18 protein-coding genes are annotated in these 22,872 nt (G+C 57.8%); 11 read left to right on the forward strand and 7 right to left on the reverse strand.

Annotated features, from left to right (window positions below; translation table 11 throughout):
• Positions 1-44: 44 nt before the first annotated feature.
• Genes trpCF through G5380_RS06480 form a run of 4 tightly spaced genes read right to left on the reverse strand, consistent with a single transcriptional unit; the run spans position 45 to position 4,811 of the window.
• Positions 45-1,541 carry a bifunctional indole-3-glycerol-phosphate synthase TrpC/phosphoribosylanthranilate isomerase TrpF gene (trpCF, locus tag G5380_RS06465; protein WP_421352539.1) on the reverse strand — a complete coding sequence of 499 codons (1,497 nt, stop codon included), beginning with the start codon at positions 1,539-1,541 and terminating at the stop codon, positions 45-47.
• Positions 1,541-2,569 carry an anthranilate phosphoribosyltransferase gene (gene trpD / locus G5380_RS06470; protein WP_421352540.1) on the reverse strand — a complete coding sequence of 343 codons (1,029 nt, stop codon included), beginning with the start codon at positions 2,567-2,569 and terminating at the stop codon, positions 1,541-1,543. Before trpD ends, trpCF begins: the two co-directional genes overlap by 1 nt.
• A 15-nt stretch (positions 2,570-2,584) precedes the next feature.
• A complete protein-coding gene (locus tag G5380_RS06475; protein ID WP_016351382.1) occupies positions 2,585-3,184 on the reverse strand; it encodes an aminodeoxychorismate/anthranilate synthase component II in 600 nt (199 codons plus the stop codon).
• A complete protein-coding gene (locus G5380_RS06480) occupies positions 3,177-4,811 on the reverse strand; it encodes an anthranilate synthase component 1 (RefSeq protein WP_421352541.1) in 1,635 nt (544 codons plus the stop codon). The genes G5380_RS06475 and G5380_RS06480 overlap by 8 nt, the downstream gene beginning before the upstream one ends.
• 436 nt (positions 4,812-5,247) lie before the next feature.
• Here G5380_RS06480 and rnm point away from each other — a divergent pair, with 436 nt between their 5' ends.
• The 5 genes from rnm (at position 5,248) to rluB (ending at position 9,332) form a co-directional block, all read left to right on the forward strand.
• Positions 5,248-6,129, forward strand: coding sequence for an RNase RNM (gene rnm / locus G5380_RS06485; protein WP_421236007.1), 882 nt, complete (start codon positions 5,248-5,250; stop codon positions 6,127-6,129).
• Between the two features lie 106 nt (positions 6,130-6,235).
• Positions 6,236-6,856, forward strand: a complete 621-nt coding sequence (locus G5380_RS06490; RefSeq protein ID WP_021231208.1) for an L-threonylcarbamoyladenylate synthase — start codon at positions 6,236-6,238, stop codon at positions 6,854-6,856.
• Positions 6,849-7,718: a segregation and condensation protein A gene (locus G5380_RS06495; RefSeq protein WP_421352542.1), complete on the forward strand. Its 870-nt coding sequence runs from the start codon at positions 6,849-6,851 to the stop codon at positions 7,716-7,718. The genes G5380_RS06490 and G5380_RS06495 overlap by 8 nt, the downstream gene beginning before the upstream one ends.
• Positions 7,702-8,274 carry an SMC-Scp complex subunit ScpB gene (gene scpB, locus G5380_RS06500; protein ID WP_005350230.1) on the forward strand — a complete coding sequence of 191 codons (573 nt, stop codon included), beginning with the start codon at positions 7,702-7,704 and terminating at the stop codon, positions 8,272-8,274. The genes G5380_RS06495 and scpB overlap by 17 nt, the downstream gene beginning before the upstream one ends.
• A gap of 134 nt (positions 8,275-8,408) precedes the next feature.
• On the forward strand, positions 8,409-9,332 hold the full coding sequence (gene rluB / locus G5380_RS06505) for a 23S rRNA pseudouridine(2605) synthase RluB (RefSeq protein WP_005347347.1): 924 nt from the start codon (positions 8,409-8,411) through the stop codon (positions 9,330-9,332).
• Between the two features lie 153 nt (positions 9,333-9,485).
• Here the strand turns inward: rluB and G5380_RS06510 are convergent, their stop codons facing one another.
• On the reverse strand, positions 9,486-10,214 hold the full coding sequence (locus G5380_RS06510) for a transporter substrate-binding domain-containing protein (RefSeq protein WP_201991674.1): 729 nt from the start codon (positions 10,212-10,214) through the stop codon (positions 9,486-9,488).
• A 190-nt stretch (positions 10,215-10,404) separates the two neighbouring features.
• Here G5380_RS06510 and tesB point away from each other — a divergent pair, with 190 nt between their 5' ends.
• The gene (tesB, locus tag G5380_RS06515; RefSeq protein WP_019445657.1) at positions 10,405-11,271 is read left to right on the forward strand and encodes an acyl-CoA thioesterase II; all 867 of its coding nucleotides are present in this window, start codon (positions 10,405-10,407) and stop codon (positions 11,269-11,271) included.
• 78 nt (positions 11,272-11,349) lie between these two features.
• Here tesB and aceK read toward each other — a convergent pair whose 3' ends face one another.
• On the reverse strand, positions 11,350-13,077 hold the full coding sequence (gene aceK, locus G5380_RS06520) for a bifunctional isocitrate dehydrogenase kinase/phosphatase (protein ID WP_058059117.1): 1,728 nt from the start codon (positions 13,075-13,077) through the stop codon (positions 11,350-11,352).
• A gap of 206 nt (positions 13,078-13,283) precedes the next feature.
• Here aceK and G5380_RS06525 point away from each other — a divergent pair, with 206 nt between their 5' ends.
• The 4 genes from G5380_RS06525 to thrC all read left to right on the forward strand — a co-directional run bounded on the left by G5380_RS06525 (position 13,284) and on the right by thrC (position 18,955).
• Positions 13,284-13,991: a tRNA/rRNA methyltransferase gene (locus tag G5380_RS06525; RefSeq protein ID WP_421208620.1), complete on the forward strand. Its 708-nt coding sequence runs from the start codon at positions 13,284-13,286 to the stop codon at positions 13,989-13,991.
• Between the two features lie 250 nt (positions 13,992-14,241).
• Entirely contained in the window at positions 14,242-16,701 is a 2,460-nt protein-coding gene (gene thrA / locus G5380_RS06530; protein WP_042080981.1) for a bifunctional aspartate kinase/homoserine dehydrogenase I, read from the forward strand.
• A gap of 2 nt (positions 16,702-16,703) precedes the next feature.
• A complete protein-coding gene (gene thrB, locus G5380_RS06535; protein ID WP_421352543.1) occupies positions 16,704-17,684 on the forward strand; it encodes a homoserine kinase in 981 nt (326 codons plus the stop codon).
• Positions 17,681-18,955 carry a threonine synthase gene (thrC, locus tag G5380_RS06540; RefSeq protein WP_421352544.1) on the forward strand — a complete coding sequence of 425 codons (1,275 nt, stop codon included), beginning with the start codon at positions 17,681-17,683 and terminating at the stop codon, positions 18,953-18,955. The genes thrB and thrC overlap by 4 nt, the downstream gene beginning before the upstream one ends.
• A gap of 264 nt (positions 18,956-19,219) precedes the next feature.
• On the opposite strand, the gene G5380_RS06545 is transcribed toward thrC, so the two are convergent.
• Positions 19,220-21,607 carry an SIR2 family protein gene (locus G5380_RS06545; protein ID WP_421352545.1) on the reverse strand — a complete coding sequence of 796 codons (2,388 nt, stop codon included), beginning with the start codon at positions 21,605-21,607 and terminating at the stop codon, positions 19,220-19,222.
• A gap of 769 nt (positions 21,608-22,376) precedes the next feature.
• Between G5380_RS06545 and G5380_RS06550 the strand changes: the two genes are divergently transcribed.
• The gene (locus G5380_RS06550; RefSeq protein ID WP_421352546.1) at positions 22,377-22,754 is read left to right on the forward strand and encodes a hypothetical protein; all 378 of its coding nucleotides are present in this window, start codon (positions 22,377-22,379) and stop codon (positions 22,752-22,754) included.
• Positions 22,755-22,872: the final 118 nt, after the last annotated feature.

Raw genomic sequence — 22,872 nt, forward strand, 5'->3', positions numbered from 1 at the left:
TTCTTCCTTGTATTAGCTAAATCGAAACATCAAAAAGGGTTGCGCTACAGGTTGCGCAGTGCGCCGAAGGCGGCTGCAATTTTGTGCGCATCCTTCTGGCCTGGGGTACTCTCCACCCCGGAGTTGAAATCAAGGCCGAGGCAGCCCACTTGCGCTGCCTGCAGGGCGTTGTCGGGGTTGAGCCCCCCCGCCAGCATCAGCTTGGCTTTATCGAGCGTGGCCAGCAGGGCCCAGTCGAACGCCTGACCGGTACCGCCGCTCTGGCTGCCGACTTTCGTATCCAGCAGCAGGCGATCCGCCGGATAGTCGAGGGCGGGCAGCGGCTCGCCGCTTGTGATGCCAATTGCTTTCCAGGTCTGGCAGCCCGCTGGCAGCAGTGGGCGCAGGATCTCGATATAGGCGGCATCTTCATCGCCGTGCAGCTGCACCGCGGCGAGCCCCAGCGCATCCACCGTCTTGGCGATGGTGGCGGGCTGGGCGTTGCGAAATACCCCGACGTAGGAGAGCGGTGCGCCCGCCATCACGGCGCGGGCGGCGGGGATGTCCACATAGCGCGGGCTTTTGGCCACAAAAATCAGACCGCCAAACACCGCGCCCGCCTGATGGGCGGCGGCGGCATCTTCGGCGCGGGTCAGGCCGCACACCTTGTTCTGGCCCAGTACCAGTTTGCGCACCGCTGCCTCCAGATCCGGCTCGGCCATCAGGGATGAGCCCACCAGAAAGCCTTTGGCGTGGTGGCGCAGATCCGCTACCTGAGCGCGGTGGTTGATGCCGGACTCGCTGATCACCACCCGATCGCTTGGAATGTCTTTGGCCAGCTGTTTGGTGCGGTTGAGATCGACGCTCAAATCTCGCAGATCCCGGTTGTTGATGCCAATCACCGGCGCCCCCAACGCGATGGCGCGGGTTAGCTCCTCTTCGTTGCTCACCTCGGTGAGCACGCCCAGGCCCAGCTCCTTGGCCACCGCGAACAGGGCGCGATAGCCCTCGTCGGTTAGCACCGAGAGCATCAGCAGGATGGCGTCCGCCTGATAGTGACGGGCCAGATAGACCTGATAGGGGTCAATCATGAAATCCTTGCAGAGCACCGGCTGACTGACGCGGCTGCGCACCCGCGGCAAAAAGGCGAAATCCCCCTGAAAGAACTTCTCGTCGGTCAGCACCGAGATGGCGGTGGCGTATTTGCCATAGATGTCGGCGATCGCCTCCGGGCTGAAATCGTCGCGGATCAAGCCCTTGGAGGGGGAGGCCTTCTTGCACTCAAGAATAAAGCGGGTGGAGCCTGCCTTGAGCGCCCCGACGAAATCCCGATCGCTTGGGGTCAGAGCGCTCTGGAAGCTCTCCAGCGGCTGGGCCAGCTTGCGGGCGGCAACCCACTCCTGTTTGGCCGCCACGATCTTGCCGAGAATGGTCTGGCTGATGGAGGCCATGTTCAGAAATGCATGGGGGGCAATAAGGTCTGACATCTCGTTATCCTTGCGAAACTGGCTCTTGCCCTGTGGGCGTTCTGAATGACTGTTGTGCAACATGGTGGCTGACATCATGCCTCCTGATTGCCCGCTTCCTGATGGCTCAAAGTGGCGAGCCGAGCAGCCAGATCTGCTGCCTTGCCGCTTGCCAGCACAGCCAGCACCTCGGCCGCCGCGCTCTTGAGATCCTTCGCCTTGCCCGCCATCAGCAGCAGTGGCGCCACATTGGCGGCAATGGCGGCGTTGTGGGCCGGGGTGCCACGCCCTTCCAGAATGGCGGCGGTGATGGTGCGGTTCTCTTCAGGCTCACCACCCTGAATGGCGCTGACCGGATAGGTCTCGAGGCCAAAGTCAGCCGGGGTGAGCAGAAACTCGCGGATCTCGCCGTCACGGATCTGGGCCACCTGGGTCGGGCCGTGAATGGCAATCTCGTCGAGCCCGGCGCCGTGAACCACCATACCGGTTTTCAGCCCCAGTGCCAGCAGGGTTTCTGCGATGGGGCGCACCAGCTCGGGGGCATAGACCCCCATCAGCTGATAGGTGGGGCGAGCGGGGTTGATAAGCGGCCCCAGCACGTTGAACAGGGTGCGGGTCTTGAGGGCTTGGCGCACCGGCATGGCGTGGCGCACCCCGGCGTGGTACTGGGGGGCGAACAGGAAGCAGATGCCGAGCTCGTCCAGACAGCGGCGCGCCTGCGCCGGGCTCATGTCGAGCTTGATGCCCATCTTGTCGAGCAGATCGCTCGAACCCGACTTGCTCGAGACCGAGCGGTTGCCGTGCTTGGCCACTTTCAGGCCGCAGGCGGCGGCGACCAGCGCCGAGGTGGTGGAGACGTTGATGGTGTTGAGGCCATCGCCACCGGTGCCGACGATGTCGCAAAATTCATAGTCCGGACGCGGGAAGTCGCGCGCTTCTGCCAGCAGCGCCTCGGCGGCACCGGCGATCTCCTCCGGGGTCTCCCCCTTGATCTTGAGGGCGGTCAGCAGGCTTGCGAGCACGATGGGATCCACTTCGCCACGTACCACCTGGCCGAAGGCGTCGCGGGTACTTTCACGGCTCAGAGACTGACCCTGATAGAGGGTGTTGAGATGTTGATGCATGTTGGTCTCCTTACCTTAACGCACGCTGCTTTCTGGGCGGGTGATATGGGCGAGCGCCTGAGTCAGCAAACGGGCCCCTTCCGAGGTCATGATGGATTCGGGATGGAACTGGAAACCCAGCACCCGCTCATCCTGCTGCTCAATGGCCATGGGCATGCCCTGATAGTGGGCAATCACCGTCAGCTCTTCCGGTACATAGGTGGCGACCAGCGAGTGGTAGCGGGCCACCGGTAGCGGGCTTTGCAGCCCCGCGAAGGCGCCGTGGCCGTTGTGCTCAATCAGGGACCGCTTGCCGTGGACGATCTCGCCCGCCGCGCCGACGGTGCCACCGTAGGCTTCGCACAGGGCCTGATGGCCGAGACAGATACCGAGGATGGGCACCTGACCGCGGGCCAGCTTGATAAGGTCAATCAGGCAACCCGCCTCATGGGGGGCTCCCGGCCCCGGCGAGAGCACCAGCACGGCATCCCCTTCGCAGGCGGCAATTTCGCTCATGATGCGGCTGGCCGGCAGGCTGTTGCGGTAGATCCGCACCGGATAGCCGAGGGAGCGGAACTGGTCGACGAGGTTGTAGGTAAATGAATCGAAGTTATCGAGCAGGAAAATGTTAGTCATGGCTCACGTCCTTATGTTGCTCCTGCTGGGCGCTCAGGGCTTGCAGGGAGGTGCCATGGCTGGCTGCGATGGCGGCCAGCACGGCGGCCGCCTTGGCGCGGGTTTCGTCCGCTTCGGCCTGGGGCTTGGAGTCATAGACCACCCCGGCACCGGCCTGTACGTGGGCCACGCCATCTTTCACGAAAGCGGAGCGGATGACGATGCAGGTATCCATCTCGCCGGCGCCGTTGATGTAACCGACCGCACCGCCGTAGCTGCCGCGGCGCTTGCCTTCCACCATGCGAATAAGCTCGCTGGCGCGGATCTTGGGGGCGCCGGTGAGGGTGCCCATGTTCATGCAGGCCTGATAGGCGTGCAGGGCGTCAAGATCGGAGCGCAAGGTGCCGACCACCTTGGAGACCAGATGCATCACGTGGCTGTAGCGATCCACCTTGAGCAGCTCCTTGACGTAGCGGGTGCCGGGTTCCGAGATGCGGGCGATGTCGTTGCGGCCCAGATCTACCAGCATCAGGTGCTCGGCCACCTCTTTCTCGTCCTGACGCAGTTCCAGCTCGATGCGGCCGTCGAGATCGCGGTTGATGCTGCCATCCGGGTTGAAGCCGCGGCGGCGGGTACCGGCGATGGGGTACATTTCAACGTCACGGCTGGTGGCGCAGAACTTCACCGCGCTCTCGGGGGAGGCGCCAAACAGGGTGAAGCCCTCATCCTGCACATAGAACATGTAGGGGCTGGGGTTGGTCTGTTTGAGGCGGCGATAGGCGGCGATGGGGCTGGGGCAGGGCAGGGAGAAGCAGCGGGACGGCACCACCTGGAAGATGTCACCCCGGCGGATAAAGCCCTTGAGCTTCTCCACCTCGGCGCAGAACTGCTTGTCGCTCTTGTCCACGCTCATGCCACCGGTCAGAGGCTGGATGGTCAGCTCGGCGCTTAGGGGTTGTTGGCAAATCTGTTTGAAGTCGGTGAGTCGCTCGGTCAGGCGGGTGTATCTGTCTTCAACCTGGCTTTCGTCGCTATCGCCGCCAAAGATGCAGGCCAGCAGTTGAGTGGTGCGTTCGATATGGTCGATAGTGATCAGGGTTTCGGCCACATAGAAGCAGTAGTCGGGGCAGTCGTTGCTCCCCTCCGGCACGTCGGGCAGATCTTCAAAAGAGGCGATCAGGTCGTAGGCGAAGCTGCCCGCCATAAACAGGGCCTCTTTACCCAACTGGCAATCAAGCTCCCGCTGCAGGGTGCGCAGCACGTCCAGCACGCTGCCCCCCTTGAGGCGGGAATCTTCGTCCTGCTCCCGATCGGAGGCCGGGAAGTCGAGCTGCAGCTCGCCATCTACCAGCGAACGAGCCACCACCGCAGGCAGCCGCTCGGCCAGCAGGCTCTGCAACTGAGCGCCGTTGTCGTTCAGGCTGCGCACCCGCACGGTGCGGCCACGGCACTCGATGCGCAGGCAAGCATCGACCAGCAGCAGGCTCTGTTTGCCTGCCTTGGAGTCGATCTCCACCGATTCCAGCAGCAGGTTGTTGGGGCGGCCCTGACAGAGGCGGGTATAGAGCGCCAGCGGATCGGCCACATAGGGGGCGTTGAGTTTGAGGGTATCGAATTCACCCAGAGGAAGGCGATGTGTGGCTGTCATAGTGCGTTCCCTTGCGTGTGATGCGTTTTACCGATGTTCATGACTTTGAATTCCTTAGAAATTTTATTGGTCCGGGGTGGCTGGTTCAGGGGCGCCATCGCCAGGTCAGCTTGCTTGTCTGAATTCTCGGTTTCATCACAGGTCCATTTGCCGGATAATAAAAAAGCCCGCTGGGGTCAGCGGGCTTTTTCTTTGGGTTCTTAATTTGCTGTCAGATTACAGGTACAGCAACGACCACACGCCCGCATGTCAGGGAGTGTGCCACCACCAGATGGTCAGGATGGAAGTCGTTTGCATGATAAAGTCCTGTAAAAAGATGTTTGCAATGAAGTGCCTACAGAAAACGATAAAGCCGCGGCCAAGTCAAGTCGCTTTTTAGCCTTCTTTCACCGATTTGCCATGAATGGTGACCTGACCACGAGAGCGGAATAACCTGATGAGATTCGATCTTCACTGCCATACCACTGCCTCCGACGGGGTGCTGAGCCCAGCCGAACTGGTGCGCCGCGCCGCCGAGAAACAGGTCGAGGTGTTAGCAGTTACTGACCACGATACCCTTGCCGGGCTTGATGAGGTACGCCGCACCATCGAAGCCGAGCAACTGCCGCTGCGACTGGTGAGCGGGGTCGAGATCTCCACCGGCTGGGAGCATCACGAGATCCATATAGTGGCGCTGGGGGTGGATGAAAAAAATCCGCAGCTGACCGACTTTCTGGCCGGTCAGCTGGCACGTCGTGAGGCGCGTGCGCTGGAAATCGGGCGTCGTCTGGAGAAGTGCCTCATCCCCAGCACCTATGAAGAGGCCAAGGCGCTCGCCGGTGACGCCGCCGTGACCCGTGCCCACTTTGCCCGGGTGCTGGTGGCACGCGGGGTGGCCGACAACATGCAGAAGGTATTCAAAAAGTACCTGAGCCGTGGCAATAAAGGGTATGCCCCGGCCGAGTGGCCCGAGATGAGTGAAGCCATCACCGCCATTCACGCCGCTGGTGGGCTGGCTGTGCTGGCCCACCCCAGCCGTTACGATCTCACCGCCAAGTGGATCAAGCGGCTGCTGGTGGCCTTCAAGGCGGCCGGTGGCGATGCCATGGAGGTCTCATTGCCCCAGCAGAGCCCGCAGGAGCGGGCCAATCTGGGCCAGTGGGCCAAGGAGCACGACCTCTATATCTCGGTGGGATCGGATTTTCACTTCCCCTCCAACTGGACCGAGCTGGGCCGCCACCTCTGGCTGCCCAAAGAGGGAATGCCCGTCTGGTTGGCCTATCCCGGTCACTTTGGGCTCACCACCGAACAGCATGCCGAGCTGCTGGCGAGCCGGTAACGGCGCCAGCGAAGCGGCCACAAACAGGTTAAGGTAGTGTCATGGGTCTTTGACCCGTGACCATACGAGCGGGCAGGTATTGCTGCCCCCATTGCGAGAACAAGCTATGAGTCAGCATTTTTACGTACATCCTGAAAACCCCCAGGCCCGTCTGATCGGTCAGGCGGTACAGATCATCCAGAACGGCGGCGTCATCGTCTATCCGACCGACTCCGGTTATGCGCTGGGTTGCCAAATGGGTGACAAGGGCGCGCTGGAGCGCATCTGCCGCATCCGTCGCCTCGATGCCAACCACGACTTCACCCTGGTGTGCCGCGATCTCTCCGAGATCTCCACCTACGCCAAGGTCGACAACAGCGCGTTTCGCCTGATCAAGAACAACACCCCGGGCGCCTACACCTTCATCTTCAAGGCGACCAAAGAGGTGCCTCGCCGCCTGATGAACGAGAAGAAGAAGAGCATCGGTATCCGGGTGCCGGACAACAAGATTGCCCAAGCGCTCTTGGAAGCCCTCGGCGAGCCGCTGCTCTCCACCACATTGATCCTGCCGGAGTCAGAGATGGCCGAGTTCGACCCGGAAGAGATCTTCGACAAGCTGGGCAAGCAGATCGATCTGGTGGTCAACGGCGGTTATCTGGGTGAGCAGCCCACCACTGTGGTCGATTTCTCTGACGACGAGCCGGTATTGCGTCGTCGCGGCGCCGGGGATCCGACTCCATTTGAGTGATGTCGCTGAACCGGTGACAGTCCCTTCCGCCGTGACGGGGGCTGGCACCGCACTACCCATCGCGAAAGTCCTGGGGCAGCCCTATCACGAGCTGCCCCAGGATCTGTTCATCCCGCCCGATGCGCTGGAGGTGTTCCTCGATACCTTCGAGGGGCCGCTCGATCTGCTGCTCTATCTGATCCGGCGCCAGCAGCTCGATATTCTCAACCTGCCGATCCTGCAGATCACCGCCCAGTACATGGAGTACGTGGAGCTGATGCAGGGGCTCAACCTTGAGCTGGCGGCTGAGTATCTGCTGATGGCAGCCTGGCTGGCGGAGATAAAATCCCGCCTGCTGCTGCCCAAGGCGCCGGAGCTGGAGGATGAAGATGAGGGAGAAGACCCGCGGGTGACCCTGATCCGCCGCCTGCAGGAGTACGAGCGCTACAAGGTAGGGGCGGAGAAGGTCAATGAGCTGCCTCGGGTGGAGCGGGAGATTTATATCGCCACCGCCTTGCCCCCCGATTTTGGCGCCCTCAAGCCACTGGCGCCCGATGTTTCGCTGGTTGAGCTCGCCCTTTACATGCAAAGTGTGGTAAAACGCGCGACTCATTTCGAACATCACCAGATCCGCCGCGAACAGATCCCGACCCGGGTGCGCATGGCGGAGATCCTTGCCATGCTCACGCTGGGGCAGACCCTGCGCCTTGAGCAGGTGCTGCGTGCCGAAGAGGGGCGGATGGGGGTACTGGTGACGTTTCTGGCCCTGCTGGAGCTGTGCAAGGAGCAACTGATCTGGATCCTGCAGGCAGAACCCCTTGGCCCAATCCATTTCGCATTGGCCGAGCAGAGCGAGGAGGGCAACCGTGGCGCTGCCCACTGAACGACTCAAGACCCTGATCGAAGCGGCGCTGTTTGTGGCCGGTCGTCCGCTCAATGTCAGCGAGCTGAAAAGCAGCGTGCTGGCGGATTATCCGGTGACCAGTCGCTATGTTCAGCTGCTGTTGGCCGAGATCAGGCAAGATTACAGCTCACGAGGCGTCGAGCTCAAGGAGGTCGCCTCCGGCTGGCGCTTTCAGGCGCGTCAGGAGTATGCCGAAGAGCTCTCGCGGCTCTGGAGCGAGCGGGCTCCGCGCTATTCGCGCGCCGTGATGGAGACGCTGACCCTGATCGCCTATCGCCAACCCATCACCCGGGCCGAGATCGAAGCGATCCGCGGGGTGGCGGTGTCGAGCCAGATAGTGAATACCCTGAAAGAGCGTGGCTGGGTGCGCAGCATAGGCCACAAAGAGGTGGCCGGTCGCCCCGAACTGCTCGCCACCACCAGAGAGTTTCTGGATTATTTTAATCTGCAGAGTCTGGAGCAGCTCCCCGAGCTGGATCCGGAGCTGCAACCCCTGTTGCCCTCTGCGGTGGACGGGGAGAGCGATGCCCGGTGAATGGCGCCCAAGCGTGCCGATGTCACCGAGATATACATTTTTCAACTGTGGCGATCGCTCCAACCGGCGTTTGTTACAGTTAACCCCGTTGCCCCTTTTACCAGTGGGCAGCGATCAACAATCAGGTAACCCCGATGAGTGAAAAACTGCAAAAAGTGTTGGCCCGCGCGGGTCACGGCTCCCGTCGTGAGATGGAGGCCCTGATCACCGCAGGTCGGGTCAGTGTGGATGGCAAGGTCGCCACACTGGGGGATCGCGTCGAAGTGAACGCCGTGATCCGGGTGGATGGTCACCAGGTCAAGACCCGTGCCGCAGAGGAAGTGATCTGCCGCGTACTGGCTTACCACAAGCCGGAAGGGGAGATGTGTACCCGTCACGATCCGGAAGGTCGTCCCACCGTGTTTGATCGTCTGCCCAAGATGGAAGGTGCCCGCTGGATTGCGGTCGGCCGCCTCGACGTCAACACCTCCGGTCTGTTGCTGTTCACCACCGACGGTGAGCTGGCCAACCGTCTGATGCACCCGAGCCACGAAGTGGAGCGGGAATACGCGGTGCGTGTCTTTGGCGAGATCACCGAAGCCATGCTGCAGCGTCTGCGCAAGGGCGTGCAGCTGGAAGATGGCACCGCCAAGTTCAACAAGATCAAACCGGCTGGCGGTGAGGGTCTGAACCAGTGGTTCAACGTCACCCTGACTGAAGGTCGCAACCGTGAAGTGCGCCGCCTGTGGGAATCCCAGGAAGTGCAGGTGAGCCGCCTGATGCGTATCCGCTACGGCGACGTCAAGCTGGACCGCGGCATCCCGCGCGGCGGCTGGCAAGAGCTGAAACTGCCGGAAGTGAACTACCTGCGCGGTCTGGTCAACCTGCCGCCGGAGACCGAATCCAAGGTCGATCTGCAGCAAGATGGCAAAACCAGCCGCCACAAGCAGGCCGCCCAGATCCGTCGCGCCGTGCAGCGTCACAAAGAGATGCAGGGCAAAGAGCCGCGCGCTCGCGCCACCACCGCCCGTCGCAAGCCACAAGCGTCTACCCGCAACTCCGGTACCGGCAGCAAGTAAGCCGATAGCCCGTTGCGAACTGTGCGCCGTTCAAGTGCGCAGTCGGCCAAGCAAAGGCCCGCACCAACTGGTGCGGGCCTTTTTCATCTCTAGCGGGTGACCTCCAGCTGCAGGCTGGCTCCGGTCATGTGGCAATGATTGCTCTCACACTCCTCAGTTGGCCGGTGTCATCCACTCTTTGTTGAAGTCGCGGATAAACATCTCTCCCTCTTCATTGCGGGCGGTGACCAGATAGAAGGTGACGTTCTGGCGAAACAGCGAGAGGCGGTAGAGGGCGGCGTTGTCCTCCTCCGAGAGGTTCTTTTTTGAGGTGTCGTTGATGGGCACCAGATCGACTTTGCCCTTTTTCAGTAGTTCGACACACTGGTTGAGGCGGTTGGTTGTTCTGACGATCAGCTTCTGCTCGATGGTCACCCGCTCGATGGCATCGGAGAACCACCCCTTGGGCACGCAGGCGGTTTTCTGCTGCCAGGGTGGGGATTCCAGCCCCTTCTTGTCGGGCGTGGTGTACCAGGACTGGATATCGAAGGCGATGGGGGTACTGAACAACAGGGTGTTGCTGCGCTCGTTGGTCCAGGTAAAGGGGAAGGCGGCGATGGCGTTGCCCAGCTCGATGTTTTTAAGTCCTCTCGGCCAAGGCTGGTAGGAGATCCGCAGACCTGGGTGGCCTGCCGCTTTGAGAGTGGTGAGCACCTTGCTTGCCAGCTCGCCGCCATTGGCCAGCGTCGCTGAAGAGTAGGGGGGCAATTCGCCGGTGATAATCACCGCGCTCTGCACCGTGGCGGCCGGGAGCAGCGAGAGAGCAAACAGGGTGGCAAGAAAGCGAAGGGACGAGCGGAGGCGATAAGTGGCAGAGGGCGTGACCGGATAACGGATGTGCATGGCGGGTGACCTCACCTCTATCGATTGCTGACAGCGTAGCGGTTCTGGCAGGGAAAAAACAGACTCGATAAATGCTGTTGGTCGCGGCGTATGGCCCTTGAAGTTCCCTTTGGCGGGCGGAAGGGGTTGTGGCGGTTGCTCTGCTCCGGTGAGCTTGTTAGCCTGTGCGGCTCTGATAGAGGAGTGAACGATGAGCAAGGTACTTGATGAGCTGCTGGCGTTGCTGGCGCTGGAAAAAATCGAGGAGGGCCTGTTTCGGGGCCAGAGCCAGGATCTCGGTCTGCGGGCCGTGTTTGGCGGACAGGTAATGGGGCAGGCCTTGTCAGCCGCCAAGCAGACGGTCGAGACCGGCCGTCAGGTTCACAGTTTTCACTCCTACTTCCTGCGTCCGGGGGATGTGACCCGTCCCATCGTCTATGACGTGGAGAATATCCGCGACGGCCAGACCGTCTCCACCCGTCGGGTCAAGGCGATTCAGGGCGGCAAGCCCATCTTCTATCTCAACGCCTCGTTTCAGGTGCCGGCCGACGGTTTCGAGCATCAGGCGCAGATGCCGACCGGCATCACTCCGCCGGAGGAGCTCAAGAGCGAGCTGGAGCTGGTGCGCCCCTACGAGAACCTGATCCCGGCCTCCCTGCGCGATAAAATCCTCTGCGAGCAGCCCATCGAGATGCGCCCGGTGACCCTGGTCGACCCTATCCGGCCAACGGTGCAGGATCCGGTGCGTCACGTCTGGTTCAAGGCCAACGGCCAGATGCCGGATGATCTGCGGGTGCACAAATACCTGCTGGCCTACGCCTCCGACTTCAACTTCCTGCTCACCTCGCTGCAGCCCCACGGGGTGTCCTACTGGGAGCCGGATATGCAGGTGGCCACCATCGATCACTCCATGTGGTTCCACCGGGATTTCCGCTTCGACGACTGGCTGCTCTACGTGGTAGACAGCCCGAGCGCCAGCAGCGGTCGCGGTCTGGTGCGCGGCCAGTTTTTTACCCGTGATGGCATGCTGGTGGCGAGCACCATGCAGGAGGGGGTGATCCGCCGTCGCGGCAGTTAAGTCGCGCAGCGGTCAGCAAAACGGGGTGGCACTGGCCACCCCGTTTTCGTTGCTGCGATGTGCGCGGGCGCTGCGGGATCAGCCGCCGCGCTGGTACTTGAAGCGCTTCTTGCGCCGGTAGGGGTAGACATCCTCGAACACCCCCACCTTGATGTTGCTCTGCAGCATCTTCCAGTAGTTGGCGTCGAACATCTCCTTGTGCAGCTGCAACATGATCTCCCGCACCTGCGGTTTTTGCAGCAGGAAGGTGGCGAACTCCTCGGGGAAGATGTCGTTGGGGGCCACCGAGTACCAGGGCTCGGCGCTCCACTCATCCTCGGGGTAGCGGGGCGGCGGGATCTGGCGGAAGTTGCACTCCGTCATGTAGCAGATCTCGTCGTAGTCGTAGAAGACCACCCGGCCGTGACGGGTGACGCCAAAGTTCTTGAACAGCATGTCCCCCGGGAAGATGTTGGCCGCCGCCAGCTGCTTGATGGCGTTGCCGTACTCCTCCAGTGCGAGCCGGGTCTGCTGCTCGTCCGCCTTGTCCAGATAGAGGTTGAGGGGGATCATCTTGCGCTCGGTATAGAGGTGCTTGATCACCAGCTTGTCGTCGCTGATGGTGAGCGCCGACGGTGCCACCGTCTTGAGCTCGGCAAGGAGCTCCGGCGAGATGCGATCGAGCGGAAACTCGAAGTTGGTGAACTCCTGGGTATCGGCCATCCGGCCAACCCGGTCGTGCTGTTTTACCAGCCGGTATTTCGCCTTCACCTGCTCGTGACTCACATCTTTGGGCGGCGTGAACTCGTCCTTGATCACCTTGAACACCACATCGTAGGAGGGGAGGGTGAACACGCTCATCACCATCCCCTTGATGCCGGGGGCGATGATGAACTGATCCCGACTCTGGGCCAGATGATGGCGGTAGTGGCGATAGAGCTCGGTCTTGCCGTGCTTCTGGCAGCCGATGGCGTTGTAGATCTCGTAATCGGGCTTGTGGGGCATGATTTGGCGCAGGAAGGCGACGAACAGCGCCGGTTCGCGGGCATAAACCATAAAGTAGGCACGGGCGAAGCCAAACACGATGGAGGCGAGATCCGGCTCGAAGATCACCGTGTCCACATAGATGCTGTGGCCGGTGCTGAGCAGGGGCAGGATAAAGGGGAAGACCTGATCCCGGGCCCGGATCAGCCCCACCAGATAGGCCCCTTTGTTGCGGTAGAACACCTCTTTGAGGAGCTCGATGGCAAACGGCTCGTCATGGAGGATTTGCGGGCCGTTCTCCGCAAGATGGCGGTGGATGTCGACAATATCCCGCTGCTTGTCCTCGTAGGGGAGGGTGAAGCTGTAATCCCCCAAAAGCTGGCTCAAGGTCTGCGGCAGATGGGCCAGATCGGTGCGATAGATCCGCAGCAGGGCGCTCAGGTCCGGTTTTTCGCCACGGCTGACAAAGGGGTGGATATAGAGGTTCTCGTCGCGGATATTGCGATGGCGAAAGATCCGGCGATAGACGGAGTTGAAGAAGGACTCCGCCACCTCGAAGTTGTCACAACGGGGCAGTAGATCGCTGAAGGCGCTTTTGACCCGCTTGAGCAGCTCCTGGGTGGCGTGGTGCTCCCCCATCATCTGGCGGATGGAGCTGGCGGTTGCCCCCACATGGTGGTCATAGAGGCGAATTCGCTCGCGCCCGGCGAGCTGCACCCCCAGCCAGTCACTGTTCTCGAAGCGGCTCTTGCTGCCCTGGGTTATCTCGAGAAACCGGCTGTAAAACGACTCGAAGCGTTGCAAGATAGTCTCGGCGACGGCCTGTTCCAATGGCTGCTGCATCTCTCTCTTCCTTGTGATCTGTCGGGCCGATAGCGCGAAGGATTGGGTGTAATTTGTTCACACGTCTGGCCACTATCGCAACATTCAAACGTCTGTTCAAGTGGCAATTTTCGGGGATAAACGGTAGATTGCGCCCCTGTTTTGGTGATGGTTTAGCGACTGTTTGCTGTCTGTTTGAGAGGCCGTTCGGCCTGTGAGGAAACCCGATGAAGCTCTATTTTGTCCTGGTGGCACCTGCCCGACCTGCGAATGTGGGGGCGGCTGCCCGCGCCATGAAAACCATGGGATTCGATGCCATGCGACTGGTGGCGAGCCGGGTACACGAAGAGGAGGAGGCGAGCTGGGTAGCCCACGGCGCCCAGGAGATCCTGACCCAGGCCGAGGCGTTCGATACCCTGCCCGAGGCGCTGGCGGATATGGATCTGGTGATCGCCACCACTGCCCGTGAGCGCGGTCGCTACCAGCACTACCTCACGCCGGGGGAGATCCGCGAGCAGATCCGCGCCAAGCCATCACTCGGCAAGGTCGCCATCGTCTTTGGCTGCGAGGAGTCGGGGCTCTCCAACGAGCAGCTGGCCGAGGTCGATCTCATCAGCTATCTGCCCCTCAAGGTGAGCTACCCGTCTCTCAATCTGGGGCAGGCGATCATGCTCTACGCCTACGAGATGAGTCAGCTGATGGATGAGCTGAACGCCGACGGCGCCACTGCGGTAGCAGAAAATTTTGATAACGCTGGGCAGGTTCGGGTGCTGAAAAGCAAAACAGCAGAATTGCTGGGTGAACTCGGAGTTTCGCAGGATGAAAAACTGTATCAATGGGTGATGGACCGGGTGCCCATGCTGCCGCAGCGGGATTTGAACATGCTCCACCTGCTCTGCAAAGACCTTGCGCGCAAACTTGGCAAAGAGGTTTAAGTTGACAGCCCAGCGCCCGCCGCGGTATTGCTAAAAGCCAGCTTCGTCAACGAGTGTTCGTCATGCAGTTATTCACCAACGTCATCACCACCACCATTATTACCGGTACCACCACAGGTGGCACTGGGGCCGGTTGATGCGCTGACGAACAAGCACAGAAATCAGAAAAGGCCCGTACCCACCCAGTACGGGCCTTTTTGTTGGACTGGTTTTTAGATTGAATTTCATAGATTTACAGGGAGAGAAAGCGATGAGAGTGTTGAAATTTGGCGGGTCTTCACTGGCCGATGCAGAGCGTTTTTTACGGGTGGCCGATATCGCGGTCAACACCCACGGCCAATCTCAGGTAGCCCTGGTGCTCTCTGCACCTGCCAAGGTGACCAATCATCTGGTGGCGCTGGTGGAACAGACCAGTCGCGGCATGGATGCCAGTTCCACCCTGTTTGAAGTCAACGGTATCTTCTCCCGACTGCTGGCCGGGTTGAAGGCGGCCTATCCGGCGCTCGATGACAAGGCGCTGTTGGCCCGTCTCACCGCCGAGCTGGATCAGGTGGAGCGGCTGATGCAGGGCATCCGCCTGCTGGGCCTCTGCCCGGATAACGTGCAGGCGCGCATTCTGAGCCGTGGCGAGAACCTCTCCATCGCCTTTATGCACGAATTGCTGCGGGTGCGTGGTCTGGATCTGGAGCTGATCGTACCGGAAGAGCTGCTGGTCACCGACGGCGGCTATCTGGAAGCCCATGTCGATATCGAAGCCTCCCGCCTGCGCTTTGCCGCCAAGGGGCTGCGTAGCGACTGCCTCTACCTGATGCCGGGCTTTACCGGTGGCAGCGACAAGGGCGAGACCGTGCTGCTGGGTCGCAACGGCTCCGACTACTCCGCCGCCGTGCTGGCTGCCTGTGTCGATGCCGAGTGCTGCGAGATCTGGACTGACGTCGAAGGCTGCTACAGCTGCGACCCCCGTCTGGTGCCGGATGCCTATCTGCTGAAAACCCTCTCCTACAAGGAGGCGATGGAGCTCTCCTACTTCGGTGCCAAGGTGCTGCACCCGAAAACCATCGCGCCGGTGGCCCAGTTCCACATTCCCTGCCTCATCAAGAACAGCTTCAACCCGCAGGGGCCGGGCACCCTTATCGGCCCCGAGAGCGGCGACGATGACCTGAAAGTGAAGGCCATCTCGGATCTCTCCGGCATGTGCATGTTCAACGTCTCCGGCCCCGGCATGAAGGGGATGGTCGGCATGGCCGGTCGTATCTTCTCAGCCGTCTCCCGCGCCGGGGTCAGTATCGTGCTGATCACCCAGTCATCTTCCGAGTACAGCGTCAGCTTCTGTATCCACAGCTACGACAGCGACAAGACCCGCAAGGTGCTAGAGCGCGAGTTCGAGCTGGAGTTCAAAAACCAGCTGCTGGAGCCGCTGGATATCATCAGCGATCTGGCGATCATCTCCCTGATCGGTGACGGCATGCGCACCAGCAAGGGGATGGCGGCCCGCTTCTTCACCTCGCTGGCGCAAGCCTCCATCAATATCGTCGCCATTGCGCAGGGCTCCAGCGAGCGTTCCATCTCGGCGGTGGTGCGGGATCGAAAGGTGGCGGAAGCCATCAAGGCGTGCCACCAGAACTTCTTTGGCAGCCAGCAGTTTATCGATCTGTTTGTGGTAGGGGTCGGCGGCGTCGGTGCGGCGCTGGTGGATCAGATTGCCCGCCAGCAACCGGTACTGGCCGAGCAGGGCACAGGCCTTCGCGTGGTCGGCATCGCTAACAGCCGCCAGATGGCGGTCAACAAGGATGGCCTGAACCTCGCCAACTGGCGTGAACAGCTGGTGGAAGCCCGCGACAGCTTCTCGCTGGAAGGGGTGAAAAAGCTGGTGGAAGATAGCCACATCATCAACCCGGTGATCGTCGACTGCACCTCCTCCGAGGCGGTAGCCGTCCAGTATGCCGACTTCCTCGCCGCCGGTTTCCATGTGGTCACTCCCAACAAGAAGGCCAACACCGGTTCGCTCGATTACTACAAGGCGCTGCGCCGCACCGCCCGCCAGACTCGCCGCAAGTTCCTGTACGAGACCAACGTCGGCGCCGGTCTGCCGGTTATCGAGAACCTGCAGAACCTCATCATGGCCGGTGACAAGCTGCGTGCGTTTGACGGCATCCTCTCCGGTTCCCTCTCCTTTATCTTCGGCAAGCTGGACGAGGGGATGGCCTTCTCCGAGGCAACCCAAATCGCCCGCAGCAACGGCTTTACCGAGCCGGATCCCCGTGACGATCTCAACGGCATGGATGTGGCGCGCAAGCTGCTCATTCTGGCTCGCGAAGCAGGTATGGCGCTGGAGCTCTCCGATGTCGAAGTCGAGCAGGCGCTGCCGCCCGGCTTTGATGTGAGCGGCGACGTGGAAGCCTTTATGGCCCGCCTGCCCGAAGCCGATGGCTGGTTCCGCGACCAGTTCGCCGCTGCCCAGCGTGAAGGCAAGGTGCTGCGCTATGTGGGCTCCATCGAGGGTGGCAAGTGCAAGGTGGCCATCAAGGCGGTCGGTGGCGACGAGCCGCTGTTCAAGGTCAAAGACGGGGAGAACGCGCTCGCCTTCTTCTCCACCTACTACCAGCCGATCCCGCTGGTGCTGCGTGGCTATGGCGCCGGTACCGAAGTGACCGCGGCGGGCGTCTTTGCCGACGTGCTGCGCACCCAGAACTGGAAGCAGGAGTTGTAAGCATGAGTTCAGACATGTACCAGAGCAGTAGCGTGGTTGCCTACGCGCCCGCCTCCAGCGCCAACCTGAGCGTGGGATTCGATGTACTGGGGGCGGCGCTCGCCCCCGTGGATGGCTCTCTGCTCGGCGATCGGGTACAGGTAAAAGGGGCTGACGTGCCGTTCGCCCTCTCATCCGTGGGCCGCTACGCCCACAAGCTGCCGGACGATCCGAAAAAGAATATCCTCCATGACTGCTGGGTGGCCTATGGCGAGGCGCTGGAGAAGCGCGGCCTTAAACTCAAGCCGCTTGAAATGGTGCTGGAGAAGAACCTGCCGGTCGGCTCGGGTCTGGGTTCCAGCGCCTGCAGCGTGGTGGCGGCCCTTGAAGGGCTCAACGCCTTTCACGGCGCGCCGCTCAACGAGCACGACATGCTGCTGCTGATGGGGGAGATGGAAGGCAAGATCTCCGGCTCCGTTCACTACGACAACGTGGCCCCCTGTTATCTGGGCGGCATGCAGCTGGTGCTGGAAGAGCACGGCGTTATCAGTCAGGGTATTCCGGTGTTCGATCAGTGGTACTGGGTGGTCTGCTACCCGGGTACCGTGGTTTCGACCGCTGCCGCCCGCGCCATTCTGCCGGCCCAATATCGCCGTCAGGATTGCCTCACCTACGGTCGTCGCTTGGCTGCCTTTGTCCACGCCAGCTACACCGCGCAGGAGGGGCTGGCGGCGAGCGTATTGAAAGACGTGATTGCCGAGCCCTACCGCGCGGCGCTGATCGAAGGCTTTGCCGAGGTGCGGGCGCAGGCGGCCCAGAACGGGGCGCTGGCCACCGGCATCTCCGGCTCCGGCCCCACCGTATTTGTGGTGATGAAGGATCTGGCGCAGGCCGAGCGGATGAAGGATTGGATGGAAGCACATTTCGTGCAGAACGAAGATGGATTTGCCCGGGTCTGCAAATTGGACATGGCCGGGGCACGGGTAACAGGAAGCGAGCTATGAATCTCTACAACATCAAGGACAACAGCGAACAGGTGAGCTTTGCGCAGGCGGTGCGTCAGGGCTTGGGTCGCGAACAGGGGCTCTTCTTCCCCGAACAACTCGAACCGCTCGCCGATGTGGATGCCCTGCTGGATCTGCCGTTGGCCGAACGCTCAGCCCGCATTATCAGCCACCTGCTGGGGGACGAAGTGCCTGCAGCGAAAGTGAGCGAGCTTATCAACGCCGCCTTCACCTTCCCGGCGCCGCTGGTGAAACTCAAGGATGGCACCTATGCCCTTGAGCTGTTCCACGGCCCGACCCTGGCGTTCAAGGATTTCGGCGGCCGCTTTATGGCCCAGTGCCTCGCGGCCTTTAGAACCAACGACAAGATCACCATTCTCACCGCCACCTCCGGCGACACCGGCGCCGCCGTGGCCCACGCCTTCTACGGGCTGGAGGGGATCGAGGTGGTGATCCTCTATCCCAAGGGCAAGATAAGCCCCTTGCAAGAGAAGCTCTTTTGCACCCTCGGCGGCAATATTCGCACCATCGCCATCGATGGCGACTTCGATGCCTGTCAGGCGCTGGTAAAACAGGCTTTTGACGACGAAGCGCTGAAAAAGGCCATTGGCCTCAACTCTGCCAACTCCATCAATATCAGCCGTCTGCTGGCGCAGGTTTGCTACTACTTCGAAGCGGTGGCCCAGCTGCCCAAAGCCGATCGCGCCAAGGCGGTCATCAGCGTGCCGTCCGGCAACTTTGGCAACCTCACCGCAGGCTTGATTGCCAAGGCGCTGGGGCTGCCGGTGAAGCGCTTTATCGCCGCCACCAACGCCAACGATACCGTGCCGCGCTACCTGAAAACCGGTCAGTGGGAGCCGCACCAGACAGTGGCCACCCTGTCGAACGCCATGGATGTCAGCCGCCCCAACAACTGGCCGCGAGTAGAAGAGCTGTGCCGTCGCAAGGGCTGGGCGCTGGAGACCTTGGGCTCCGGCATGCGTGACGACGCCCAGACCCGCGACGCGCTCAAGCGCCTGCATCAGCTGGATTATCTGTGCGAGCCCCACGGTGCGATTGCTTGGGATCTGCTGGGTGAACAGCTGGCCGAGGACGAAGTGGGCGTGTTTCTCTGCACCGCCCATCCCGCCAAGTTCAAGGAGTCGGTGGACGAGATCCTGCATCTCGATGTACCGCTGCCCGGCCCGCTGGCCAAACACGCCGAGTTGCCGCTGCTCTCCCATAACCTGCCAGCGGAGTTTGCCCGGTTAAGGACTTTTCTGCTGGCTTGAGCCTTAGTCGTGAGCTAATCGATAGAAATACCCCCCCCCCGCTAGCTGGGGGGGGGGGGTTATTTTGTGCATAGGGCAAGGTGAATAAGTTCTGAGCTAGCCGAGTAATGACTGGCTCAGAAAGGTGGGTGTCCCAAATTTCAGCTTACTTCTGACACCGGTTTAAGGCCGGTGTCAGGCGATAACTAGAACTGAATGCTTGCTTTCAAATTTCCTAAAGAGTGATCATAAAGAAAATCTTAAAAACATAGTTAATTGAGAACGTCATTTATTTATTTTTTTTGACAGGGTTGTCCATTCGCCTTTGTATTTTAAAATGAATGGTATAGATGTAATGTTCTTATTTATCTTGTCAATGTACTTCCTCAGGTTTAGTGATGATTTACTTGTGCTGTTCAATAATGTATCACTATATTCTTGATTGTTCCCATTCTCAGTGGCCTCTAAGATGCAGTTAAGAGAACGACTAAAATCATGCTCTGAAATTTCGTGAGTGGCTATATCGAGCATTATTTTTATCCATAGCAATGCTCTTATGTGAATTATATTTCTCTCTGTTGCCAATGAATTGCTGCTTTTAGCCCATGTTTGAGCTGTGTCAAGTTCTTTAATCCTTTTTCTTAACTGCAATAATATGTCTTCACCTTGATATATATTATAATAAGCCTTGCTTTTTTGAACATAAAACTCAGGATCCCTTCCTTCTATTTCTTGTAGTTTCTCATACAGGCTTATAATTAATCCGGCGGCACCTCCCTTACCTTCTGAAAATAGATAGTTTAAATTGTCAAATTTTCTCATGCTTATTGCTAGTGACCTGTTTTTAATATATGTTTCTTTTAAGAAGATAATTAAGTTGTCCGTGCACCACTCAATGCCCTTTGTTCTGAAAAATTCCCTTATGACAGCAACAACCCAACTGGATGCGTAAGATACAATTTTATACGAGGTGTGATCGTAATACTCGCCTCTATGTATTTCTTGTATTTCTAAAAAAGGTGTATTCTCTTTTACGACATTGGCTACACTGTCAGGATTTAAACTTGATGATAATATTTCTTGTCCTGAGATACTGTGTTTTGTACCGATTACACAGAGAATAATATAAAGTTCAATACTAGGTTTTATCTTGCTTATAATCTTATCTTCCCCCATGATTCTCAGCGCATTAAATATTTTGTCAATAATGAATTTCCCTTGGGTGAATGTAGGGAGAAAAACATCGATAGCTTTTTCATTGATATGAGCAAGTTCATTTTGGTTAAAGGTGTTGTGCAATCTATATACACCAATTGGAATTGCCCTTCGTTCTAAAAGTAATGAGTCATCATTATCATTCTCGTTGAGGCAAATGATAATAGAGGTTTTGTTTTTTTGAATGTGTTCAAGTTGTTTTCTTATTTTAATGAAGGATTCACTGTCTAATGATTGAGAATCAAAAAATATAACAGACTCTTTTTGTCCAAGTAGCTTATTTAATGAGTGGTTATTGATAGTGCTTGAGGATTCTACGATAAAGATCTCTCTGTCTTTTATCGTGTGGATTACGCTGTAGCAAAGTAATGTTTTTCCTGAAATTCTTGGGCCCTTAATAATTGTGATTGTATTGCTATTAATTGATGATATTAATTCCTTTTCAAGGCTTCTTTTTCCATAGTAATAGGGTATTGTGTAAGTATCAGTTTTGCTTTTTTCGTTTATTTGAGCTGCCCCAGTTAGCAGGAAGTTTTTATTTAACTCATTGTTTTTTGGGAGAAGTGAAATTGTTTTTTTGTAAGCGGCTAATTCAGGAGTGTTTTGAGCTGAGCGTTGATATGCTTTATTGATTAATTCATATATTTGATCGTATTTACCTTTTTCATAAAGAATAATACAGTTTATTCCCATGTTCACATAGTCTTGCTGATCTATTTCATCTGGTTTTTCGCTTAGGAATATTATGTTGAAAGTTTGCTTTCTTTTTTCCTGTGCTTGTTTTGCAATAACAAAAGCAAGATCCATTTCATCATTAAGACTACAACCGATATAAATTACGTTTTTTTCTTGATAGTCTGCCTGTAGAAGTTCTAGCATTTTCTTGTTTTTATCAAGTGATGCAAGATAGTCTGAACGTTTGAATATTAATCTGCTTGTTTCATGGCGCAGCTCATAATTTACATCACCATGAATTTTATATAGTGTTTGGTGATTTTTAGAATCATGAGATAAGGCCATGTCGTATGGTAATACCACGTTATAACTAGATGACTTCTCAATGGCATCGTCAACATTAAGAGTGTATATATAAGGCCACTTTATATCATTTATGAACCTTTTTTTCTCATCATCAAGAATTACGCCGCTGAAATTATTTTCTAAAATTAATTGTCTAGTTTTCGTATCTGTCCACGAGTCATCAAAAAATAAATCACTGACCTCACTAAATCGTTTCTTTTCAAGTTTTGTTTTTTGTTCATCACTGTAACATTTTATGCTACATATTTTATTAATCATTATGTCTTTGAATTCACGTCCATTTGGAACTCTTGTTGATTTTCTTGTCAAGCAGCCTGCAGTAAACCCTGCACCTATAATTGGGATTAAGCTATTGTTGGAAAATGCATGGGCTAACATGATGACTGCATTCTCATCATTATGCTCTATATATTTCATTTGATAGTTTTCCTGATTTAGATCTTATAGATTTAACTTTGCTAAAAAGTAATTCTTGTGGGAAATATTTATATACTTGGATGAATATTATTTATCATTTGGGTGTCTCGTGTATTGGAACAGATTTTATCGGTGTGGGCTAAACGAAGTGATGCTCAACGTCTACTGAGAAAGCTAAATTCGGTTGTTGGTTTTCTATTGTCACGATTATCTATCGCGATTTGGATATCATCTCTCCCGTTTGTTGAGCTTCACTCTACTCAGCGCCAACCCATGAATGGCATCAGTCACGGTTCAAGCTACACGCTACCGCCCGTGGATTACAGCTTCCAATATGCTCCATTAACCAGCGAGGGCAGCAGCCCATCACAGATGAATAGGCACCGGATGGCTATGTTAATCCAATCGAATCTGGCCATACCAGTCAAAAAGTGACGTAAGTGTCAGTAATGACTGATTTTTTGCGCTGGCTCAACAAATCGAACTGAGTGGGCACCGGATTCCCATGGCCCTTGATTTTATTGGGGTTGGCGGGTATGGCGGGAAAGTAGGGGGCGGGCTTGCCGCTGAGGAGGGGCTGGTTGGGGACAATCCCGCTCCGCCAATCGGCGTTATAGTGCGGGCGATGGTTGCCCTCTGCTCCGCTCCCAAGCTGGCGAGGCGGGGGATCTGCGGCAACAATCAGCTGTTGCAATCAAAGCCATTTGCAACACATCGTCATGCAAATATGACCATGCAAACACATCACCAGATAGAGAGGAGATCACCCATGAAGCGTAGCATCCTGTTCGGCCTGCTCTGCGGCAGCGTGCTGCTGGCCAATCCGGTCTTTGCCAACGATGCAGCCCAGTTGCAGTGCGAGGCGCAGGCTGCGGCCAAAAAGCTTAACGGCGCCGCCAAGACCAGCTTTGTCGGCAAGTGTGTGAAAGATGCCGCTGGCGCCGCGACCGGCGAGTGCGAGAAGGCGGCAGCCGACAAGAAGCTGGCCGGTGCGGCCAAGAACAGCTTTATCCAGAAGTGCGTGAAGACGGGCGCGGCGATCGATCCGGCGGCCAAGTGCGAGAAGGCGGCAGCCGACAAGAAGCTGGCTGGCGCGGCCAAGAACAGTTTTGTTCAGAAGTGCGTGAAGGATAGCGCCGCCAAGTAAGGCATTTTCTCATCCGGTGTGTTTGCGGGGGGCCATCAGGCCCCCCGCGCTTTTTGGCGCACTGAACGACACCTCTTGTGGAGTAAGGTGCACTTCTCTATGTAGCAAAGAGCGGGAT

Source organism: Aeromonas sp. 604443, assembly GCF_049170315.1.
Taxonomy (GTDB): domain Bacteria; phylum Pseudomonadota; class Gammaproteobacteria; order Enterobacterales; family Aeromonadaceae; genus Aeromonas; species Aeromonas veronii_A.